Origin of the sequence: Bacteroides sp. 14(A), assembly GCF_000526555.1 — a bacterium.
In the GTDB taxonomy this organism is placed as follows: Bacteria; Bacteroidota; Bacteroidia; order Bacteroidales; family Bacteroidaceae; genus Bacteroides; species Bacteroides cellulosilyticus.
Map to the genome: position 1 here is coordinate 2,000,622 of NZ_JAGH01000001.1, position 21,125 is coordinate 2,021,746.

Annotated in this window: 18 protein-coding genes; 15 read left to right on the forward strand and 3 right to left on the reverse strand. The window is 39.8% G+C overall.

Annotated features, from left to right (window positions below; all coding sequences use genetic code 11):
• Positions 1 to 456: 456 nt before the first annotated feature.
• The gene (locus K429_RS0107465) at positions 457 to 1,596 is read right to left on the reverse strand and encodes a site-specific integrase (protein ID WP_007217777.1); all 1,140 of its coding nucleotides are present in this window, start codon (positions 1,594 to 1,596) and stop codon (positions 457 to 459) included.
• 530 nt (positions 1,597 to 2,126) lie between these two features.
• Between K429_RS0107465 and K429_RS0107470 the strand changes: the two genes are divergently transcribed.
• The 15 genes from K429_RS0107470 to rplT all read left to right on the forward strand — a co-directional run bounded on the left by K429_RS0107470 (position 2,127) and on the right by rplT (position 18,715).
• Complete coding sequence (locus K429_RS0107470; RefSeq protein WP_225979664.1) at positions 2,127 to 2,915, forward strand: hypothetical protein; 789 nt, start codon at positions 2,127 to 2,129, stop codon at positions 2,913 to 2,915.
• A gap of 61 nt (positions 2,916 to 2,976) precedes the next feature.
• Positions 2,977 to 5,025: a carboxypeptidase-like regulatory domain-containing protein gene (locus K429_RS0107475; RefSeq protein ID WP_231501823.1), complete on the forward strand. Its 2,049-nt coding sequence runs from the start codon at positions 2,977 to 2,979 to the stop codon at positions 5,023 to 5,025.
• Positions 5,026 to 5,074: 49 nt separating this feature from the next.
• The gene (locus K429_RS0107480; RefSeq protein ID WP_225979663.1) at positions 5,075 to 5,824 is read left to right on the forward strand and encodes a YjbH domain-containing protein; all 750 of its coding nucleotides are present in this window, start codon (positions 5,075 to 5,077) and stop codon (positions 5,822 to 5,824) included.
• 51 nt (positions 5,825 to 5,875) lie between these two features.
• Positions 5,876 to 6,997: an OmpA family protein gene (locus K429_RS0107485; RefSeq protein ID WP_007217773.1), complete on the forward strand. Its 1,122-nt coding sequence runs from the start codon at positions 5,876 to 5,878 to the stop codon at positions 6,995 to 6,997.
• 348 nt (positions 6,998 to 7,345) lie between these two features.
• Entirely contained in the window at positions 7,346 to 8,353 is a 1,008-nt protein-coding gene (locus K429_RS0107490; protein ID WP_081750840.1) for a hypothetical protein, read from the forward strand.
• A gap of 10 nt (positions 8,354 to 8,363) precedes the next feature.
• Positions 8,364 to 9,872: a DUF3869 domain-containing protein gene (locus tag K429_RS0107495; RefSeq protein WP_025726523.1), complete on the forward strand. Its 1,509-nt coding sequence runs from the start codon at positions 8,364 to 8,366 to the stop codon at positions 9,870 to 9,872.
• A gap of 59 nt (positions 9,873 to 9,931) precedes the next feature.
• A complete protein-coding gene (locus K429_RS0107500) occupies positions 9,932 to 10,678 on the forward strand; it encodes a YjbH domain-containing protein (protein WP_025726524.1) in 747 nt (248 codons plus the stop codon).
• 56 nt (positions 10,679 to 10,734) lie between these two features.
• Complete coding sequence (locus K429_RS0107505; protein ID WP_025726525.1) at positions 10,735 to 11,943, forward strand: OmpA family protein; 1,209 nt, start codon at positions 10,735 to 10,737, stop codon at positions 11,941 to 11,943.
• 129 nt (positions 11,944 to 12,072) lie between these two features.
• Complete coding sequence (ruvX, locus tag K429_RS0107510; protein WP_007213998.1) at positions 12,073 to 12,495, forward strand: Holliday junction resolvase RuvX; 423 nt, start codon at positions 12,073 to 12,075, stop codon at positions 12,493 to 12,495.
• Positions 12,496 to 12,554: 59 nt separating this feature from the next.
• Positions 12,555 to 13,109, forward strand: coding sequence for a peptide deformylase (def, locus tag K429_RS0107515; RefSeq protein WP_022209390.1), 555 nt, complete (start codon positions 12,555 to 12,557; stop codon positions 13,107 to 13,109).
• A gap of 116 nt (positions 13,110 to 13,225) precedes the next feature.
• Complete coding sequence (locus tag K429_RS0107520; protein ID WP_025726526.1) at positions 13,226 to 15,262, forward strand: tetratricopeptide repeat protein; 2,037 nt, start codon at positions 13,226 to 13,228, stop codon at positions 15,260 to 15,262.
• Positions 15,263 to 15,341: 79 nt separating this feature from the next.
• Positions 15,342 to 17,282 carry a threonine--tRNA ligase gene (gene thrS, locus K429_RS0107525; protein WP_007217788.1) on the forward strand — a complete coding sequence of 647 codons (1,941 nt, stop codon included), beginning with the start codon at positions 15,342 to 15,344 and terminating at the stop codon, positions 17,280 to 17,282.
• Between the two features lie 122 nt (positions 17,283 to 17,404).
• Complete coding sequence (gene infC, locus K429_RS0107530; protein ID WP_025726527.1) at positions 17,405 to 18,001, forward strand: translation initiation factor IF-3; 597 nt, start codon at positions 17,405 to 17,407, stop codon at positions 17,999 to 18,001.
• A gap of 69 nt (positions 18,002 to 18,070) precedes the next feature.
• On the forward strand, positions 18,071 to 18,268 hold the full coding sequence (rpmI, locus tag K429_RS0107535) for a 50S ribosomal protein L35 (protein ID WP_007214084.1): 198 nt from the start codon (positions 18,071 to 18,073) through the stop codon (positions 18,266 to 18,268).
• A 96-nt stretch (positions 18,269 to 18,364) separates the two neighbouring features.
• The gene (rplT, locus tag K429_RS0107540) at positions 18,365 to 18,715 is read left to right on the forward strand and encodes a 50S ribosomal protein L20 (protein WP_007214085.1); all 351 of its coding nucleotides are present in this window, start codon (positions 18,365 to 18,367) and stop codon (positions 18,713 to 18,715) included.
• A gap of 497 nt (positions 18,716 to 19,212) precedes the next feature.
• On the opposite strand, the gene K429_RS0107545 is transcribed toward rplT, so the two are convergent.
• Positions 19,213 to 20,520: a phenylacetate--CoA ligase family protein gene (locus tag K429_RS0107545; RefSeq protein ID WP_007217791.1), complete on the reverse strand. Its 1,308-nt coding sequence runs from the start codon at positions 20,518 to 20,520 to the stop codon at positions 19,213 to 19,215.
• A 22-nt stretch (positions 20,521 to 20,542) separates the two neighbouring features.
• Complete coding sequence (locus tag K429_RS0107550; protein WP_007217792.1) at positions 20,543 to 21,124, reverse strand: indolepyruvate oxidoreductase subunit beta; 582 nt, start codon at positions 21,122 to 21,124, stop codon at positions 20,543 to 20,545.
• Position 21,125 lies beyond the last annotated feature (1 nt).

Sequence of the window (21,125 nt, forward strand, 5' to 3'; positions counted from 1 at the left end):
TATATTTTCAGAAAGAAATGAAATCTCTCGCTTTATCGCATCATCACAATTTCCGAGTAGGGATAGCCGATGCCGGGAACTTGTCAGCCCGGACAGTGTTGAATAACGCGACTTGTTTGTAAAGCGCCATACGGTGACAAAAAGCACTTGCAAAGGGTATGCAGCGTGATAAATCGGCTGCGACGGGCATATTCACCGTTTATGCGGGGAAAAAAGCTGAAAAATATAGGATTACAGACTTGTTCGATATACTCGTTAAATGCAAGTTAATATAATGTAATAGAATGAGTTAGGGCGTGAGAAAGGACGAGACAGAGTGAGAGTAGCCCACTTACTCTCACTCCCGGATTTTACTCTCACCCACACTTAATATATTAGCTATCAACGATTCGTACTTAAAGTGAGGGTAGTGAGAGTAACTTGAGCCAACTTATTATTGAATCCCTGAGTTCACAATTATGTTATATTGGGTATGAGGTCAATTGCCTTTTTCTTACTCTCATCAACAAGTTTGGCATAAATCTGTGTAGTCTGTATGTTGGTATGTCCAAGCAGTTTGGAGACAGTATACAGATCGACGCCTAAAGTTAACAACATAGTTGCGTGGGTATGTCTGGCAGTATGAAATGTGATATGTTTCTTAATCCCGGCCTGTTCAGCCCATTTAGGTAAAATTTCATTAGTTCTTCCCAATGTTATTAACTTTTTGAATATTATATCGTCCTCCTTAGCATCTTCTCGCTTCGGTAACTGTTTTATCGCTTCCTGACTTAAAGGCAAAGAAATGGCTTCCTTGGTTTTCTTTTGTATGATATACAACCGGGAATTGCCATCATCATCCATTTCTATGTCTCCCCACGTAAGCGCTATGATATCGGAATGCCTCAACCCGCAAAAACAACTGAAGAGAAAAGCTTTCTTTAGTAAACCATTATAAAAAGGGGTTTGAGCCAGCTTTCGCAATTCGTCAATAGTGAGATATTCTCTTTCCGTACGGTGTTTATGTGGCTTTTCTTCATTTTTTATTTTATTCATAGGATTAGCTGATATCAGTTCTTCTGATACTGCATAATTCAGGCAATACCTCAGCATTTTGTAATAATAGACCTGGGTATTGACATGCAGCAATTTCTCTTTCTTGGTATGAGTTTGTTTTGCTGTCTTTAGGTAATCCAGAAATCCCAAAATATAATCTTTATCTATCCTGCTTAATTGGATATCATTAGGGTTGTAACGTCTAAGATGATAGACTACGGCGTGTAGTACCGTTTTGCGAACTTCATTCTCCGACTTCTTTTCAGCTACACTTTGTATATAGTCGGTTAGTTTAATGTGAGATGTCTTATTGATCTTAAAACCGTGGCTCTGATTTTGTAATTCAATAATTCTTTGAGCCTTAATGGCATTTGCCAATTTTAGCGTTTCACTATTACGCACCCTGTCTGACTTATTATATTCAGGTATAATATATAATTTCAGAAACTCGTATTTTCGTTTCCCATTCATATACATATCAAGATATATCGACTTATTGCCATTAGCCAGATGTTTGACTCTTAGCTTTATTGGCTCTTTTATTCTTAGTTCTTCTTTCATATCTCTGTTTAGAATCTCCTGTTTATTAAAAATAATATACACATTTATTTGTACGGTAACAACATGGTAACAAAAACCGGTTCCAAATGATTTCGCATTTGAGTTTTATTCTGTTCTGCTACTTCTATTTGAATTTAATTTATTGAATACTAGAAAAATAAAAGGAAGGTTCATTTGCTCCAATGATGTATAAATAGTAACAAACCAGCAACAAATATATAATATTAATGTCTAAAAAAGAAACAATAAAGGAAAGTAATGATATTGTTTAGTATTATGCAATTCGCTAAATACTAGCTAATTGTATGTTTAATTTATCTAAGATTTCTTTATCCTGATTTCCGGATAAAAAGCCATGTCGGATTGTTGTTCTGGATAATAACGTACCCCAAATTTCATTATTTTATAAACCAATTATAGGCGACAGTGTACCAGGGGTAGCTCGACGGGATTGGGATGTAAGCTATAGTTTGGGCAGTAACTGGAAAAAGGCTGGTAAAGTAAAAAAAAAGAATAGTTCTTTGTTCAAAGTGGACGTGGTAATATATCCGGAATTGTCATTAAAGAACTTAGTAATTACGCAGATATATCAAGTTCTGTTCAATCTGGCACCGGCAATAGAAGTTTCTTTCTGGAAAGGAATGAGACTGACAGCACAACTGGAAGTACCTATTTATAATGACGGATATCCAGATATGTATAATAAAATACATCCTGGTTTTATTGGCGTGTCACAAACGGTAAGACTACCCTATAATATCTGGGGAACACTTACAGTAGGGCATTTCAGTAGCGAACGTTATGGGGTAGATATGAAAATTAGCCATCGTTTCATCCGTGATAATAGATTTGGAATCGAAGGACGTGTTGGATATACAGGAGCGGCATACTGGGATGGATTTACTTGCCACTTTGGAACACAGAAAAAAATGACATGGTCAGTTGGAGGTTATTTCTATTGGCCACAATATAATGTAGAAACGACTATGAAACTTGAACAGTATTTATTGGGTGAAAAAGGGGTGCGGATAGATATTATCCGGCATTTCCGCTATGCTTCAATAGGTTTTTATGCAATGAAAGCGCAAGGAGCAAAGTCCAATGGTGGCTTTCGTTTTCAGATTGCCTTGCCACCTTATAAATATAGAAGAAGAGGATATATTCCTCGGTTTACCCCCTCCAGAAACATGGGGCTGGCGTATAATGCAGGAAACGAGCAATATTATTACAAGAACTATCGCTCATCACCCGGTGACAATATAATGCAATCAAATAGTTTTAACCCATATTTTATTAAATCAGAATTATTAGTTTATTAATTTTAATTTTATTGAGATGAAAAAGAAAAGTTTGTTTGGTATTAACGTGAAGTTAGCGTTAATGTTAGTAGCAATCTGCGGCATGTTCGCCAGCTGCTACGAAAAAGAAGAATTAACGACAGAGGCACCGAGTGCAGTGAAACCGGTATACAAAATTACAGGTGTCGTTTCTAATGCTTCTACCGGAGAACCGTTGTCTGGTGCCAAGGTTAATGGTGCTACAACTGCTACCGATGGAACTTATGCTTTAGATGCAACAGAAGGGTTGAATGTTCTGACTGTTACTAAAGATGATTACAAGACTGTCACAACTTCTGTGTATGTAGAAAAGATTGAAAATGGCAAAACTGCTGTCTACACAGTAAATGCAGCTATGTATCCGGGATATGATACTCCGACATACAAAACTGTAAAATATACCATAAAAGGTACTGCAACAGATGAAAGTAGCGCTGCTGTAAAATTGTCGTCAGTAGTTATACCTGGATGTACAATTGCAGTTGTTAATAACACATTCACAGTAGAAGGGGTACAGCCGGGCACTTACTATGCTGTTCTTAAAGCTGAAGGTTACAAAAACGCTTACGCTACCATCGCTGTAGCTCCTGTTGCTGCTGAAGAAGGTGAAGGCGACCAAATTGTAACCTCTACAGTTGCCGTATTGATGCAAAAGGAAGAAACTGCAAAGGTGTCTAAATACTATGTGTGCGGCTTCGTTACCAATGAAAAAGATGCTGCTGTGCCCGACGCTACTGTAAAAGTTGAAGTTGGTGAATTCAAAGCTGATCTTACTACTGACAATCGTGGTTATTTCAATATAGAAGTAGCAGCTGAACATATCACTCCTACAACATTGGCTATTATTACAGTTTCAAAAGCTGGTTATGTTGCACAAGCAAAAGCCACAGTTGTGAAACTGGTTGAGACCGGTGCTACTTCTGTGACTTCCATTGAAGTTGTATTGAAAGCTGAAAGCAGTGATATCCCTGATGAAGATCCGAGTAAGGGTGGTGAACAAACTATCGAAGTGCCTGTAGATAAAGCAGAGCCAACGAAAGTTGAAGATATTAAAGAACCTGAAGTTAAAGCAGACATCGAGAAAGTTGCCGAAGAATTAGGTATTGAGGATATTACTAAAATTGATATTCCAGTGGTAAAAGTAGAAGAGGCTCTCGTAGTAGAACTTGTATCTACAGAAGCTGTTATTGATGAAACAACAGGTGAAACAACTCAAGAGACTAAAACTGTTGCCGACCAGATCACATTGCCTGCTAACACACAAGTTTATTATGTAGGTGGCCAAGCTCAAGCAATCAAACTAACTCGTGATATACAAACTGAAAAGGCAACTGCTGCTGTACGTACTTACGAAGGACAACCCAGCGGTACTGTGTTCTCTCAACCGCTGGAAGTTAAGTTCCAGGCTCCGATTACTGTTACTGTAGAGCCTGACTATGTATTAGGTGTTCTTTATCAAAATGAAAAAACCGGTGTATGGTCAGCTGATGCTAATAATTATGCTGAATACGATATGACTTCAGGTACTTTCGTTGGTAAAATCAATCACTTCTCCAAGTTCCGTTTCGGTTTTGAGTCAGCCATCGTTCCAGTAGACAGCGTTAAGTTGGATGCCGAAATCATCAATAAACCTTGCTATACAGGCTCTGCAGCCGCTGTAGTTACTGTAAAAGGAAACTACATGGGTGGAACCGCTTATGATGGAAACACTCCTGCTTTGGCTGTTGAAACTGCCTTGTCTGGTATGAATGCAGAAACGAAATCTTACGTAACAATGTTACTGAAAAATATGATTCTAAAAGACAATGCTAATATTGCACCGAAGAACAGCTACTCAAAAACTGCTCTGTCTGTAGATATATCAGTTCCTGCATACAAGCAAATTGATAACTTCAGTATGGTCAGAAAACAAGTAAGAAGATCATATACTGTTCATGTAATTGATAAGAACAAAAAAACTACAGACGTAACAGTGGTAGTTAAAAAGATTATCTCTACAACTCTGACTGCAAATTATGCTATTGGTCACACTCATGGACATGGCAATGGTGAAGATTTGAACGCAGGTGGTGGTATTATCGATTTTGAATAGGCCTGTTTTTAAATAATGCAATTGAACCTAAAGCATGAGATTATACATAATGAGAATAAAGCGAATGTTTATTGCGACACTGCTTATCAGTGTATCATCCATGCTTTCGGCTCAATTGACTTATGGAACTACCGGTTTGCTGCATGCTCCTTCGGCAGAGATGCAAAAGGACAAAACAGTGATGCTGGGAGGGAACTTTATGAATAAGGAGATAACTCCTCCTACGTGGTATTACCATACGTACAATTATTTTTTGAATGTTACCATTTTGCCGTGGATGGAAGTTGCTTATACTTGCACCCTGTTTAAGGCAGAAGCTTTAGGGTTAAAGCCTTATGGCTATTCAGGATTCACGAATCAGGATAGATATTTTTCTATCCGGTTACGGGCTTTGAAAGAAGGACAATTTTGGAGGTATATGCCAGCTGTTGTTTTCGGAACATCAGATCCATTTACTTCATCCGGAGGAGGCTCGATTGGTTCTACAGAAGGAAACGGATATTATAGTCGTTTCTATGCAGCGGCCACCAAGCATATCTCTATAGGAAAAGAAGAAATAGGGGTACACTTTTCTTATTTATATAATAAAAGAAAAGAGTACAAGCTGAATGGAATAGCGGCAGGTATTAGTTATAATCCAACTTTTGCGCCTGAATTAAGAATGATTGCAGAGTATGATTCAAAAGATTTTGCACTGGGAGCCACTTACTTGCTTTTAAAACATCTGCATATACAGGTGGAACTGCAAAAGATGAAATATTTCACGGGTGGATTGTGTTTCCAGTTCCGGTTGAAATAAAGAAACTGGCAGAAAAAGCATAGAGTTAATCATTTTAAAATAGAAAAAACAATGAAATGTAAATTTGGTATAGTATCTATCATGTTGGCGGGATTAGCTCTTACAGCTACTGCACAGACTAAAGAGAAATACTACAGCGAAAAATTTAAAGATAATATCTTTATAAGCGCTGGTGTAGGAGCTCAGGCATGTGTTAATCCTGATAACTTTGATTATGGCTTTGGACATGCCATCACGCCATTGATCCACGTATCAGTGGGTAAACTGTTCAATCCTATCTGGGGAGTTCGCGGACAAGTTGCCGGATTATGGTCGACACTGTATACAGAGCGCGGACAAATAAAAGGCACTTATGCTGAGGTTAAGAACAAGAAGTATTTCACTCTGCGTGCAGATGCTATGTATAACCTGTCTAACTCTGTTTGCGGATATAATCCGGAGCGCTTATTTACTTTATCTGTGTTCGCAGGTCCCGGATTGACTTTTGCAAAGGCTTATGGTGAGCAAGATAAATTAAATGCTTTGATTAACGGTTCTGTAGGTTTGATGGGACAGTTCAATGTGAGCAAGTATTTGGATATCAACATTGAGGCAAGAGGTGAAGTGTCTCCTTCTATGTTTGGGAATAAGAGCAGCGCCTACACGGATGGTGCAGTATCTCTGACTGCAGGTGTTACTTATACTTTTGGCGGTAAGAACTTTATATCTTGTGGTGCAAAAGTTGATCAGAATGCCATCAATAACGAAATCAATAAATACAGAAGCGAACTGGCACAGGCTCAGGCTGACCTGGCAAGTGCTAAAAATGCCATGGCTAACTCTAAGCCTGTAACTAAGGAAGTAGTGAAGGAGATCGAAGTTGCCGGTCCTCGTGCCATCTTCTTCAAGATTGGTAGCGCTCGCATCGATGATTACGGCATGGTTAACATCCAGTTGGCTGCTAAGATTCTGAAGGCTAACCCGGATAAGAAGTACAAAGTTGCCGGTTATGCTGATAAGGCTACGGGTAGCGCTTCCTGGAACCAGAAGTTGTCTGAAAAACGTGCTCAGGCTGTTTACGACGCATTGATTAAGGAAGGCGTTGATAAGGATCAGCTCGAACTCGTTGGATTCGGTGGTACTGCTAACATGTTCGGCAAGAACTATTTGAACCGAGTGGTAATTCTGGAATAAAATAAGATTTCTTATAATAGAAATTCTATAAAAGAGAAAAGGTGTCTAGCTATTGCTAGACACCTTTTTTGTTATAAAGAAATCAAGTAATTTCCGGTTGGTAATGAAATTGTTTATGTGGCAATATTAGAATTGAATTAGGAAATATCAATTATTGACATCAGAAATCTCTTTAATGATTCTTTTTGACAAATATATAATTAAATAATTATTAAACACACCAAATGAGTAGGGAAACAAACAGGTAACAATAAAGCTTTGCATAACATGAAAAACGATAAATATCTCAATATTTTACTTTTCGCAAACAGTATGCTATTGACTGATTATCAAGCATTAATCAAATGAATACATTCTTGTCAATACCTCTCTCAGTTTCCGGATAAAAAGCCATGTCGAGTAATTGTTTTGGACAATAATGTACCTCAGATTTCTCTCTACTATAAACCGATAATCGGTGATAGCGTTCCTGAAGCGAGTCGTCGGGACTGGAACGTTAGTTATGATTTGGGTGGAACGTGGAAGGAAGCACGGAAAATAGGGAGGAAGAATAGCTCTTTGTTTAAGGTAGATGTGGTGGTATATCCGGAAGTTTCATTGAAGAATCTAATAATAACGCAGATTTATCAGGTGCTGTTTAATTTGTCACCGGCAGTTGAGGTTTCATTTTGGAAAGGGATGAAGTTGACGGCGCAGGTTGTTGTTCCTGTTTATAATGACGGGTATGGAACCTTAGCTGGTAAAACGCATCCGGGATTTCTAACATTGCAACAAACAGTTCGCTTACCTTATAATACGTGGTTTACAGGAACTGTGGGTACTTTTAATGCTGGTCGTTACGGGGCGGATTTGAAATTGTTTCATGTGCTAAAAGCCGACGAGCGTTTTTCGTTTGAAGGACGCATAGGATTAACCGCTGCGTATGAATGGGATGGATTTGAATTTTACTATGGAACAAAGACACGCTTGACGTGGAGTTTAGGAGCTAATTTTTATTGGCCCGAATACAATGTTCAGGCAAGTTTGAAAGGGGAACAATATCTATTGGGTGAAAAAGGCGTAAGATTCGATTTGATTCGCCACTTCCGCTATTGCTCGATTGGCTTTTATGCAATGAAAGCGCAAGGGGCAAAGTCAAATGGCGGTTTTAGATTTCAAATAGCGCTCCCACCTTATAAATATAAGAGAAAAGGATATATACCGCGGGTGACGCCCTCAAAGAATATGGGGATAGCTTATAATGCAGGCAATGAACGCTATTATTATAAGGGATTCCGGGCTAACGCAAGCGAGAACATAATGAGTAATAATAGTTTTAATCCATATTTTATTAAATCAGAATTACTAAATTTTTAATTTTATTGAGATGAAAAAGAAAAGTTTCTTTAACGGCTACAATGCTAAATTAGCATTAGCCGTAGTGGCCTTATCTGGGGCTCTTTTAACCGGATGTTACAAGGATGACGGTTTAGATGTGAACGGTCCTGCAGGAGAAGTTATTCTTCCTGATCCAGTTTATACAATTTCAGGTAATGTTTTAGATGCTGAGACCTTGGAACCAATTGCGACAGCATCTGTGTCAGGTGATGCAACTGCAACAGTTTCTAATGGTGGCTTCTCTGTTGAAGTGAAAGATGCTAAGTCTTATAGCTTGAAAGTAAAAGCAAATGGTTATGAGGATACAGACGTTGTGGTAGATGTTAAGAAGGTGAATGCGGGACAATCTGCTGTGTATACTACTTTAGTTGCTATGCAACCCAAATATGAAGGTAAGTATACTTTGAAGGTTGTTGATACAGAACTCGGTGCTTTGGATGCAGCTGATTGGAAGGTTACAACTCTTTCTGGTGATGCGGTTACATCTCCTTATGCAGGTGGTGCTACTTACTTAGTAACCATTGCCAAAGAAGGTTATGTCACTAAATATATAACAATGGAATTACCGAAGACAAGAACTGATAAAGAAAAAATTCTTAATGTTACTTTGACTAAACAGGTGATTGGTAAAGTTAAGATATATGGTGATTTGACTATCGATAATAAGCCTTATGAGGCAAAATCCATTAAACTGAAAAATAAGAATGGTGTTGTATTAGGTATTGGTCAAGGTTGGGTTTACAATTTTGAAGTTGAAGCAACGGAATTTGCGGTAGAAGCTGCAGAAACAAAAGCGGTTTCTGAAACTAAGGTTGCAACATTCACATTTGAAATTGTAGACATAAATGATATTAAAATTTCTTTTGAAAAGAAATTTACTATAGTAGTCGCTCCTGATGGTAGCGTAGAAGGTAGTGATAGCGAACAAGAGGCACCTATTGAATTTAAAGTTGAAGTAACTCCAGAGTCTAACTTGGATGAGAACTGGTCAACTAAAGTTGTGAAAACAGTTGATTGGTGTAATGATGATACGAAACCACATTATATGGATGTTGAATATCTGAATTATACAGGTATGACTGTTGAAGGTGGCGATTATGAAGCTAAATTGGCTAGTATCGGTTTGAAGGATATTAGTCCTTTATATATCGCTGTTAAGGCTAAAATGACTGTAGGTATCTCTGATATCAAAGAGGAAACTATTATAAAAAAGGGTGAAGATGGTTTGAAAATTCCGGCTTTGCATTTAATGAAGACTATGACTATTTTCCATCCTTATAATAAGGTTGTTCGTACTTTAACTGCTATTACTGTTGGTGGCGTTGAGACTTCTTCTGAAGAACTTAAGAGTGTATACAAAGCAAATAATATATTGAAACAAGCTGTTCCTTCATATTTTGAAGGTGGTGAGTTGTACTCTATTGAACATTCTCACTCTCACGGTCATGGTCATGGTGATAATCAGAATTCTGGTGGTGGTATCGTTGAAGCAGAATAACTCTGATTATTAAAACAGTATATTATATTGAACCGAAAGTATAAGAAAGCAATAGTGAAATGATAAAGCGTTTTATAGTTAGTTGTTTGTTACTTTGTAGTACACTTGTACTTTCGGCTCAATTAACTTACGGTACTACAGGTTTGTTGCATGCCCCTTCGGCAGAAATGCAGAAAGATAAAACAATAATGCTGGGTGCCAACTTTATGAATAAGGAGATAACTCCTCCTACGTGGTACTATCATACGTACAACTATTACCTGAATGTGACCTTTTTCCCCTGGTTGGAAGTGGCGTACACATGCACACTTTTTAAAGCGGAAGCACTGGGCTTGAAGCCTTACGGTTACTCAGGTTTTACGAATCAGGACAGATATTTCTCTGTCCGACTGCGAGCTTTGAAAGAAGGGCAATTCTGGAAGTATATGCCGGCTGTGGTTCTGGGAACATCAGACCCGTTTACTTCTTCCGGAGGCGGGGTAGTTGGTTCATCAAGCGGAAACGGATATTTCAGCCGTTTCTATATAGCTGCAACCAAGCACCTGCCGATAGGAACAGAAGAAATCGGAGTACACCTCTCTTATTTATATAATCAGAGAAAGGAGTACAAACTGAACGGAATAGCAGCGGGTATCACTTACAATCCCAGTTTCGCACCGGATTTGAGGGTGATAGCGGAATATGATTCGAAAGATTTTGCGTTGGGTGCCACCTATTTGCTTTTCAACCATTTGCATGCGCAGGTAGAATTGCAAAAAATGAAATATTTTACCGGCGGACTCATGTTTAGATTTACGTTGAAGTAAGTTTCGCCTGAAAAGTGAATAAGTATAAAGAGTTAAACAATAAAAACTAAAAAACAATGAAAAGTAAATTAGTAATATTATCTTTACTGTTGTCGGGAGCAGCTGTTGTTGCCACTGCACAAACTAAAGAGAAGTACTACAGTGAAAGCTGGAAGGACAATATCTTTATCAGTGTGGGGGTAGGTGCACAGGCTGGTACGAATCCTGACACCAAATTTGGTAAGACGGTGACTCCGCTGATCAACCTGTCAGTGGGTAAGTACATTTCTCCTATATGGGGAGTTCGTGGACAAATCTATGGTTGGCAATCAAAGCAGGAAACTGCTTATCCGTTCCTGGATTTGGATAATCGCAAAGAGCGTAAAGAAAACTATGTAGGTTTGAACGCCGACGCTATGTTGAACCTTACCAACTTGATTTGTGGTTATAACCCGGATCGTTTGTTTGAGTTGAGCGTATTTGCAGGTCCTTCGGTTAACATTGTGAAAAATTATGCAGATTGGCAATTGGGATATAAAACCGATGCAGGAGTAACGACTCCGAATGGAGATACGAAATATACTACAACGATTGATCCTGCAACTACTACACCTGTTAATCACGATTTACGTTGGTTAGTTGGTGCCAGTGTAGGTGTAGGAGCTAAATTTAATGTGAATAGATCTTTGGCTATCGATGTAGAAGCTCGCGGTCAGGTTACTCCGTCAATCTTGGGTGCTTATAGTAGCGCTAATACCGATGGTTATATTCATCTGACTGCAGGTGTTACTTATACTTTCGGTGGCAAGAAGTTCGTAGCTTGTGGCGCGAAAGTTGATCAGAATGCTATCAACAACGAAATCAATAAGTACAGAAGCGAACTGGCACAGGCTCAGGCTGACCTGGCTAACGCTAAGAACGCTTTGGCTAACGCTAAGCCTGTAACTAAGGAAGTAGTGAAGGAAATTGAAGTTGCCGGTCCTCGTGCCATCTTCTTCAAGATTGGTAGCGCTCGCATCGATGATTACGGTATGGTTAACATCCAGTTGGCTGCTAAGATTCTGAAGGCTAACCCGGATAAGAAGTACAAAGTTGCCGGTTATGCTGATAAGGCTACGGGTAGCGCTTCTTGGAACCAGAAGTTGTCTGAAAAACGTGCTCAGGCTGTTTACGACGCATTGATTAAGGAAGGCGTTGATAAGGATCAGCTCGAACTCGTTGGATTCGGTGGTACTGCTAACATGTTCGGTAAGAACTATTTGAACCGAGTAGTAATTCTGGAATAAGATATAGGGACAAAGAGTTGTAAACTCTAAACAAGAGAGGGGGCTTAACATGAGTTAGGCCTCCTTTTTTGTTATTATGACAGCAGATGCGTCAAATATCAAATTTTAATCGTAATTTTGTAGCCCATTATGAGTAGAATATTAGCGATTGATTACGGTAAAAAGCGTACGGGGATAGCCGTCAGCGATACGTTGCAAATGATTGCTAACGGGTTGACAACTGTACCTACACATGAACTGTTGACGTTCATCCTTGATTATGTAGGAAAAGAACCGGTGGAACGCATTCTTGTAGGGCTTCCTAAACAAATGAACAATGAAGCTTCGGAAAATATGAAGCGAATAGAGCCTTTTGTTCGTTTGTTGAAGAAAAAATTGCCGGCAATGCCTGTTGAATATGTTGACGAGCGTTTTACTTCTGTTTTGGCACATCGTACTATGCTGGAGGCTGGGCTGAAGAAAAAAGATCGACAGAATAAAGCTTTGGTAGATGAAATCAGTGCGACTATTATCCTACAAAGTTATTTGGAGAATAAACGTTTTGCCTTATAATAATAAGGTATATATACTTATATATAATAGTGATTTAATAATTTGTAATTAGATAAACAATGATTTTACCCATTTACGTGTACGGGCAGCCCGTATTGAGAAAAGTGGCGGAAGATATTACTCCCGACTATCCTGGTTTGAAAGAGTTAATAGCGAATATGTTCGAAACGATGGACCATGCAGAAGGTGTGGGACTTGCTGCTCCACAAATTGGACTTCCTATTCGTGTTGTAGTGGTAGATTTGGATGTACTGTCTGAAGATTATCCGGAATATAAGAATTTTCGGAAAGCATATATCAATCCTCATATCCTTGAAGTATCTGGTGAAGAAATATCTATGGAAGAAGGGTGTTTGAGTCTTCCTGGTATCCATGAGTCTGTGAAACGTGGTAATAGAATTCATGTTACATATATGGATGAAGATATGGTAGAGCATGATGAGGTTGTTGAAGGTTATCTGGCGCGTGTGATGCAACATGAATTTGATCATTTGGAGGGAAAGATGTTTATTGATCACTTGTCTCCCCTACGTAAACAAATGATTAAGGGAAAACTGAATGCGATGTTGAAGGGCAAAGCTCATTGCACGTATAAAGTGAAAACTGTGAAATAAGCCAATCTTATAATATGGTATAAAAGGCTCAAAAAATATAAAAAGTCTTCCGCTAATCCTGCTAGGTAAATGAAAAGCATTAAATTTGTTTCGTTTACAAGCATTTATAAGACAAGATGATAAAAAAGATACTGACGGCTTTCCTGTTGCTTCCAACGTTGCTGTGTGCGCAGATCAATACGGAGCGGGTGATGACAATCGCGCGCAATGCATTGTATTTTGAAGACTATGTGCTTTCTATCCAGTATTTCAACCAGGTAATTAACGCTAAGCCTTATTTATATGAGCCTTACTTCTTTCGTGGTTTGGCAAAGATTAATCTGGATGATTTTCAAGGTGCGGAAGCGGACTGTAATGCTGCTATCCAACGCAATCCTTTTGTGGTAGGTGCTTATCAAATACGTGGGTTGGCTCGTATTCGGCAGAATAATTATGACGGAGCCATAGAGGATTATAAGACAGCCTTGAAATATGATCCGGAAAATCTTGTCTTGTGGCATAATCTTTCTCTTTGCCACATGCAGAAGGAGGACTATGGAGCAGCTAAAGAGGATCTGGGAAAATTGTTGAAAATAGCGCCCAGATACACTCGTGCTTATCTGATGCGTGGTGAAGTATCACTGAAGCAGAAAGATACGATACAGGCCTTGAATGATTTTGAAAAGGCGATTGAAATGGATCGCTATGATCCTGACGGGTGGGGAGCACGCGCTATTGTCCGTCTGCAACAAGGAAAGTATGCGGATGCTGAAGCTGACTTGGATCATTCTATTCATTTGAGTGCAAAGAATGCAGGTAATTATATTAATCGTGCATTGGCTCGTTTTCATCAGAATAATTTGAGAGGTGCCATGAGTGATTATGATCTGGCATTGGATATTGATCCGAATAACTTCCTCGGACACTATAACCGTGGTTTGCTCCGTGCTCAGGTGGGTGATGATAACCGTGCAATAGAAGACTTTGATTTCGTTCTGCAGATAGAGCCGGATAATATGATGGCAACCTTCAACCGTGGTTTGCTACGTGCACAGACCGGAAATTATCGTGGTGCAATCAGTGATTATTCGAAAGTGATTGATGAATACCCCAACTTTATGGCAGGATATTATCATCGTGCTGAAGCTCGTAAGAAGATCGGTGATCGTAAGGGGGCTGAACAGGATGAATTCAAACTCATGAAGATGCAGATTGACAAACGTAACGGAGTTACAGCAGATAATAAGGATGTCGCGGATAATGCTCAGGATGGTGAGGATAAGAGCAAGACGCGTAAAAAGTCCGATAAGAATATGGACAATTACCGGAAGATTGTGATTGCTGACGACTCTGAGCAGGATGAGAAGTATAAGAGTGATTACCGCGGACGTGTACAAGACCGGAATGTATCTATCAAGATGGAGCCGATGTATGCGCTGACCTATTATGAGAAATTAAGCGAGGTAAAACGTATCGTCCATTTCCATAAGTATATCGAGGAGTTGAATCATTCTAAATTGTTCCCGAAGCCTTTGCGTATCACCAATATGGAAGCTCCGTTGACGGAAGAACAAGTGAGATTCCATTTTGCTTTGGTCGACTCGCATACCTCGGATATTGTTGCAGATGACAAAGATGCCAAGAAACGTTTCTTACGTGGGCTTGACTTCTATTTGGTCCAAGACTTTGCCAGCTCCATTGATGACTTTACGCAGGCGATTTTGCTGGATGATAAATTCTTCCCGGCTTATTTCATGCGAGCATTGGTGCGCTACAAACAGCTGGAATATAAAAAAGCGGAAGCTGAGTTAACTGAAGGTGTTCCCGGAGCTTCTTCCGATAGTAAGAAACAACCAGAAGTAACGTCAATAGATTATGATATTGTGAAAAATGATTTGGATCATGTCATCCAATTGGCTCCTGATTTTGTTTATGGCTATTATAACCGCGCCAATGTATTATCAATGTTGAAAGATTACCGTGGGGCATTAGAGGATTATAATAAGGCTATTGAATTGAACAAAGACTTTGCTGAAGCTTATTTCAACCGTGGTTTGACTCATATCTTCTTGGGTAACAACAAGCAGGGAATTACAGATCTGAGTAAGGCGGGTGAATTGGGTATCGTATCAGCTTATAATATTATAAAGAGATTTACCGATACGCGTGAATAACATTTTTTTGCTAAAAAATAAAATATCAAAAAAGAATTAGCTATTTTTGCGTTCTGAAAATTGAAATATACACAACATTATGATAAAGATAACATTTCCAGACGGCTCCGTACGTGAGTATAACGAAGGAGTAACGGGACTGCAGATTGCAGAAAGTATCAGTTCACGCCTGGCACAGGAGGTGCTGGCATGTGGTGTGAACGGTGAGATTTATGATTTGGGACGTCCTATCAATGAGGATGCTGAGTTTGTTCTCTATAAATGGGAAGATGAGCAGGGTAAACACGCTTTCTGGCATACCAGTGCTCACTTGCTGGCCGAAGCTTTACAGGAATTGTATCCGGGTATTCAGTTCGGTATTGGTCCTGCTATCGAAAACGGTTTCTATTATGATGTGGATCCGGGGGAAGCTGTCATTAAAGAATCTGACCTTCCGGCTATTGAAGCCAAGATGGCAGAATTAGTGGCGAAGAAGGAAGCTGTTGTAAGAGAAAGTATTTCAAAAACGGATGCATTGAAGAAATTCGGTGACCGTGGTGAGAACTATAAGTGTGAGTTGATCTCCGAATTGGAGGATGGTCGCATAACAACTTATACACAAGGTGCTTTCACGGATTTATGCCGTGGTCCACATTTGATGACTACCGCGCCGATCAAGGCTATTAAGTTGATGTCGGTGGCCGGTGCATATTGGCGTGGACATGAGGATCGTAAGATGATGACGCGTATTTATGGTATCACATTCCCGAAAAAGAAAATGTTGGATGAATATCTGGCTATGCTGGAAGAAGCCAAGAAGCGTGATCATCGTAAGATCGGTAAGGAAATGGATTTATTTATGTTCTCCGACACAGTGGGTAAAGGACTACCGATGTGGTTGCCGAAGGGGACTGCGTTGCGCTTGCGTCTGCAGGAATTCTTGCGTCGTATCCAGGCTCGTTACGATTATCAGGAGGTTATCACTCCCCCGATCGGTAACAAGTTGTTGTATATCACTTCCGGCCACTATGCAAAATATGGTAAAGATTCGTTCCAGCCTATTCATACGCCCGAAGAAGGAGAGGAGTACTTCTTGAAACCGATGAATTGTCCTCATCACTGTATGATTTATAAGAATTCTCCGCGTTCATATAAAGATCTGCCTTTGCGCCTGGCTGAGTTTGGTACGGTTTGTCGTTATGAGCAAAGTGGTGAATTACACGGATTAACGCGTGTACGTAGTTTTACGCAGGATGATGCACATATCTTCTGCCGTCCCGATCAGGTGAAGGATGAATTCTTGCGCGTGATGGATATTATTTCAATCGTATTCCGTTCCATGGACTTTGCCAATGTGGAGGCTCAGATTTCCTTGCGTGACAAAGTGAATCGTGAAAAATATATTGGTAGCGATGAAAACTGGGAAAGAGCTGAACAATCTATCATTGAGGCTTGTGAAGAAAAGGGCTTGAGTGCCAGAATTGAGTATGGTGAAGCTGCTTTCTATGGTCCGAAGTTGGATTTTATGGTGAAAGATGCTATCGGCCGCCGTTGGCAGTTGGGTACCATTCAGGTGGACTATAACTTGCCGGAGCGTTTTGAATTGGAATATACAGGCGCTGATAATCAGAAACATCGTCCGGTAATGATACACCGTGCGCCGTTTGGTTCTATGGAGCGTTTTGTTGCTGTGCTTATTGAGCATACGGCTGGTAAATTCCCATTGTGGCTGACTCCTGAACAGGTGGCTATTCTGCCCATCAGCGAAAAATTCAATGACTACGCACAAGAAGTGAAGAAGTTCTTGAAACAATACGATATTCGTGCAATTGTGGATGAGCGTAACGAGAAGATAGGACGTAAGATTCGCGATAACGAATTGAAGCGTATTCCTTACATGTTGATTGTGGGTGAAAAAGAAGCTGAAAATAGAGAAGTTTCCGTCCGCAAGCAAGGGGAAGGCGATAAGGGTACTATGAAATTTGAAGAATTTGCTAAAATTTTGAACGAAGAAGTTCAGAATATGATAAATAAATGGTAACTTTGCGCCCACTTATAAAAGCATAGCATATAGTGATGTTTTGAAGATAGCTTTTATCTAACTTAAAAAATAATAATTTGGGAGTAATAAATAAGAAACAAACTGGAAATAGAGGTTATTTAATGAAAAATGACAGCTTAAAAGGGCAATATCGGATTAATGAGCAAATCCGTGCCAAAGAAGTCCGCATAGTGGGCGATGAAGTAGAACCAAACGTATATCCGATAGCTCAGGCATTAAAGCTTGCCGAAGAGCGTGAGGTGGATCTCGTGGAAATCTCTCCAAACGCGCAACCCCCTGTTTGTCGAATCGTTGATTACTCTAAATTTCTTTATCAGCTGAAGAAGCGTCAGAAGGAACAGAAGGCAAAGCAGGTTAAAGTAAATGTGAAGGAGATTCGTTTCGGTCCACAAACCGATGATCACGATTACAACTTCAAGTTGAAACATGCCAGAGGATTCTTGGAAGATGGTGATAAGGTGAAAGCCTATGTATTCTTTAAAGGTCGTTCAATCTTGTTTAAAGAACAAGGGGAGGTATTGTTGCTGCGATTTGCCAATGATTTGGAAGACTATGCGAAAGTAGACCAAATGCCGATATTGGAAGGGAAAAGAATGACCATTCAGCTTTCTCCAAAAAAGAAAGAGGCACCAAAGAAGCCTGCAGCACCGAAATCCGCAGAAGGATCGAAAACGGCTCCGGCTGAAATAGAAGAATAAAAAAGAAATGAGTAACGCCACAGGTATAGTGCGTTGCCATATAATTTAAATAATTTAAAAATAAGTAAGATGCCAAAGATGAAGACTAACTCCGGTTCTAAAAAGAGATTTACTCTTACCGGAACAGGTAAAATCAAAAGAAAGCACGCTTTTCACAGTCATATCTTGACTAAGAAAACTAAGAAGCAAAAAAGAAACTTGTGCCATTCAACTACAGTTGACGTGACAAACGTAAGCCAAGTTAAGGAACTCTTAGCAATGAAGTAAAAAGCGTACAAAGTATTTTAAAGTATTAACCGAATGCATTAGCTTTAAGTCCGTTGCGTGAAGTAATGGCGCTAACATTCAAAAATTAGTAAAACTATGCCAAGATCAGTAAATCACGTTGCTTCAAGAGCAAGAAGAAAGAAAATTTTGAAATTAACCAGAGGCTACTTTGGTGCAAGAAAGAACGTATGGACCGTTGCCAAGAATACTTGGGAGAAAGGTCTGACTTATGCGTTCCGTGACCGTAAGAACAAGAAAAGAAACTTCCGCGCTTTGTGGATTCAGCGTATTAATGCTGCAGCTCGTTTGGAAGGTATGTCTTATTCTAAGCTGATGGGTGCTTTGCACAAAGCAGGAATCGAAATCAACCGTAAAGTTTTGGCTGATTTAGCGATGAACCATCCGGAAGCTTTCAAGGCTATCGTAGCTAAAGCAAAAGCTGCTTAAGTTTATTTAGCAAATAATTGACAAAGTGCTGATTACGAATGAGTAATCGGCACTTTTTGCTTATAGTGGGGGAGATATTATATAAAATGTCTTGTTTGAAGGAAACAAAATCATGTTTTTCCTTGTTTCTTTGACGGAAACTTACTACATTTGTTGTAGAAAATATAGCCGCATTGATTGGATCGGGAAACTCATCAAACTATTATGAAATACCGAGACAAGCTTCGCTTCTCAATGGCGGGCCACGCCCTTCGGGGTAACCTTTGAGTCAGTGGATTACAAAGAGGACGAGCGCTCAAACCATGTCATTCGGAGTTTCATCACATCATCGGTGCGGCTTTTTTATAAAGGGGAACGGTAATCTTGGTTGATTACCGTTCCTTTTTTCTTTTAATGCCACTTCGTCATCTTTGGAGTTATTACATAAAAACATCCCATGAATTTATTTCGCTTCATGGGATGTTTTTTTATGTAGAGAGAGTGATCTCTTGAAAGAATTAGTGATTTTGACGTAGGTCTTTTACTCTGACTGCTTTTCCTTCGCTTTGTGGCAAGGAGCCTTTTTTCACTAGTTTCAGTTTGGGAGTCACTAATATCTCGTCTTTCAATTGACGTGTGATCTCTTTGCGTATCTTTTCCAATTCAATGTAATTATCAGTAGAGAGATCGCTGAGTTCTACTTCCACAATCATTTCATCCTGGTTGTTTACTGTTTCCAGTGTGATTAGATAATTGCTGCCTAATTGTGGGAATTGTACCAATATCTTTTCTACTTGCATTGGGAAGATGTTAACTCCCTTAATGATGAACATATCATCGCTACGTCCTTTAATACGGTCAATACGTAGGTGGGTGCGTCCACATGGACATTCTCCGGGAAGAATACGGGTGAGATCTCGGGTGCGATACCGTAGAAGCGGCATCATCTCGCGGTCGAGAGTGGTCAATACTAACTCACCAATTTCTCCATCTGGAACAGGTTCTCCTGTTTCAGGATCAATAATTTCAACCAGATAGCAATCCTCCCAGAAGTGCATGCCGTTTTGTTCCTGACATTCAAAAGCAACTCCAGGGCCGTTCATTTCCGTCATACCAAAGCTGTTATAAGCTTTAACACCTAACATACGTTCGATCTTTTTCCGTTGTTCATCTGTATGAGGCTCAGCACCAATGACAAGTGTTTTTAAGCTGGTGCTTGTCGGATCTATACCTTCTTCTTGAATGACTTCTGCCAGGCGAATAGCATAGCTGGGAATAGCATGAAGCGCAGTTGTTTTGAAATCAGTAATGAATTTAATCTGTCGCTTACTGTTTCCGGCAGCAGCAGGAACTGTCAGTGCTCCCAAACGTTCTGCTCCATATTGGAAACCTAATCCTCCGGTGAACATACCATATCCGGAACTATTCTGGAAAACATCCGTTTTGCGTATGCCTACCATATAGAGACAGCGTGCTACCAGGTTTGCCCAAGAGTCCAGATCGTGTTGAGAATGAACAATCAGAGTCGGAGTACCGGTTGTTCCACTTGAAGAATGAATACGTACCCCATCTTCCTGCATATTACCTGAAACTAGACCAAAAGGGTAGGTGGCACGCATATCGGCTTTAGTAGTAAATGGGATTTTTCGAATATCTTCAAGGTTTTGAATGCTATCAGCTGTGATATTATGTTCTTGGAACACTTTTTTGTAATACGGTGAATTAGCTGCAATATTTATCGTCTTTTTAAGCCGCTGAAGTTGCAATTCCTGCAACTTCTCACGGCTCATGGTCTCTATGTCTTCTTCCCAGTATTTGTTATTCATGGTAGTTTGTTTTGGAGGGTCTTTACATTAATTTTTCGGCAATTTCTTTTCCGGCAGCCAGTGCTTTGAGGTTCATCTCTACAATAGCCTCGCCTTTGCGTTCGAAGATTTCGCGGATGCTGGTTTGTATTTTCTCATAGTCAATTCCTAGAAAGGGAATGGTAGCCCCAAGCAAAACAATATTTGCTACGCGAATAGAACCAATTTCTTTAGCTACCTTATCCACATTCAGAACGATTTTATGGGGCAATTTATCCAACTCTGCCCGCACATCAGCTTCTGCCGGATAGTTGGGGATATTAACGAACGGAGTTTCGTTAGTTACCAGCCAGCCTTCAGAACTTAAATAGGGGAGATAGCGTAATCCTTCCATGGGCTCAAGTGAGATGATCAAATCGCATTTGCCTGAAGGAATAAGATCAGAGGCAATAGGTTGATCACTGATACGTAAATTGGATTGTACGTCACCGCCACGTTGGCTCATGCCATGTACTTCCGCTTGTTTCATATATAATCCGTCTTTAAGGGCGGCTTTACCAATTACTGTGGCGATAGAGAGGATGCCTTGTCCACCAACGCCGGAAAGTATGATATCTTTTTTCATG

Excerpts from the sequence above, each read along its gene's own strand:
- K429_RS0107465 (WP_007217777.1), bottom strand. The coding sequence starts at position 1,596 with ATGAAAGAAGAACTAAGAATAAAAGAGCCAATAAAGCTAAGAGTCAAA.
- K429_RS0107475 (WP_231501823.1), top strand. The coding sequence starts at position 2,977 with ATGTTAGTAGCAATCTGCGGCATGTTCGCCAGCTGCTACGAAAAAGAA.
- K429_RS0107480 (WP_225979663.1), top strand. The coding sequence starts at position 5,075 with ATGAGAATAAAGCGAATGTTTATTGCGACACTGCTTATCAGTGTATCA.
- K429_RS0107485 (WP_007217773.1), top strand. The coding sequence starts at position 5,876 with ATGAAATGTAAATTTGGTATAGTATCTATCATGTTGGCGGGATTAGCT.
- K429_RS0107495 (WP_025726523.1), top strand. The coding sequence starts at position 8,364 with ATGAAAAAGAAAAGTTTCTTTAACGGCTACAATGCTAAATTAGCATTA.
- K429_RS0107500 (WP_025726524.1), top strand. The coding sequence starts at position 9,932 with ATGATAAAGCGTTTTATAGTTAGTTGTTTGTTACTTTGTAGTACACTT.
- K429_RS0107505 (WP_025726525.1), top strand. The coding sequence starts at position 10,735 with ATGAAAAGTAAATTAGTAATATTATCTTTACTGTTGTCGGGAGCAGCT.
- ruvX (WP_007213998.1), top strand. The coding sequence starts at position 12,073 with ATGAGTAGAATATTAGCGATTGATTACGGTAAAAAGCGTACGGGGATA.
- def (WP_022209390.1), top strand. The coding sequence starts at position 12,555 with ATGATTTTACCCATTTACGTGTACGGGCAGCCCGTATTGAGAAAAGTG.
- K429_RS0107520 (WP_025726526.1), top strand. The coding sequence starts at position 13,226 with ATGATAAAAAAGATACTGACGGCTTTCCTGTTGCTTCCAACGTTGCTG.
- thrS (WP_007217788.1), top strand. The coding sequence starts at position 15,342 with ATGATAAAGATAACATTTCCAGACGGCTCCGTACGTGAGTATAACGAA.
- infC (WP_025726527.1), top strand. The coding sequence starts at position 17,405 with ATGAAAAATGACAGCTTAAAAGGGCAATATCGGATTAATGAGCAAATC.
- rpmI (WP_007214084.1), top strand. The coding sequence starts at position 18,071 with ATGCCAAAGATGAAGACTAACTCCGGTTCTAAAAAGAGATTTACTCTT.
- rplT (WP_007214085.1), top strand. The coding sequence starts at position 18,365 with ATGCCAAGATCAGTAAATCACGTTGCTTCAAGAGCAAGAAGAAAGAAA.
- K429_RS0107545 (WP_007217791.1), bottom strand. The coding sequence starts at position 20,520 with ATGAATAACAAATACTGGGAAGAAGACATAGAGACCATGAGCCGTGAG.
- K429_RS0107550 (WP_007217792.1), bottom strand. The coding sequence starts at position 21,124 with ATGAAAAAAGATATCATACTTTCCGGCGTTGGTGGACAAGGCATCCTC.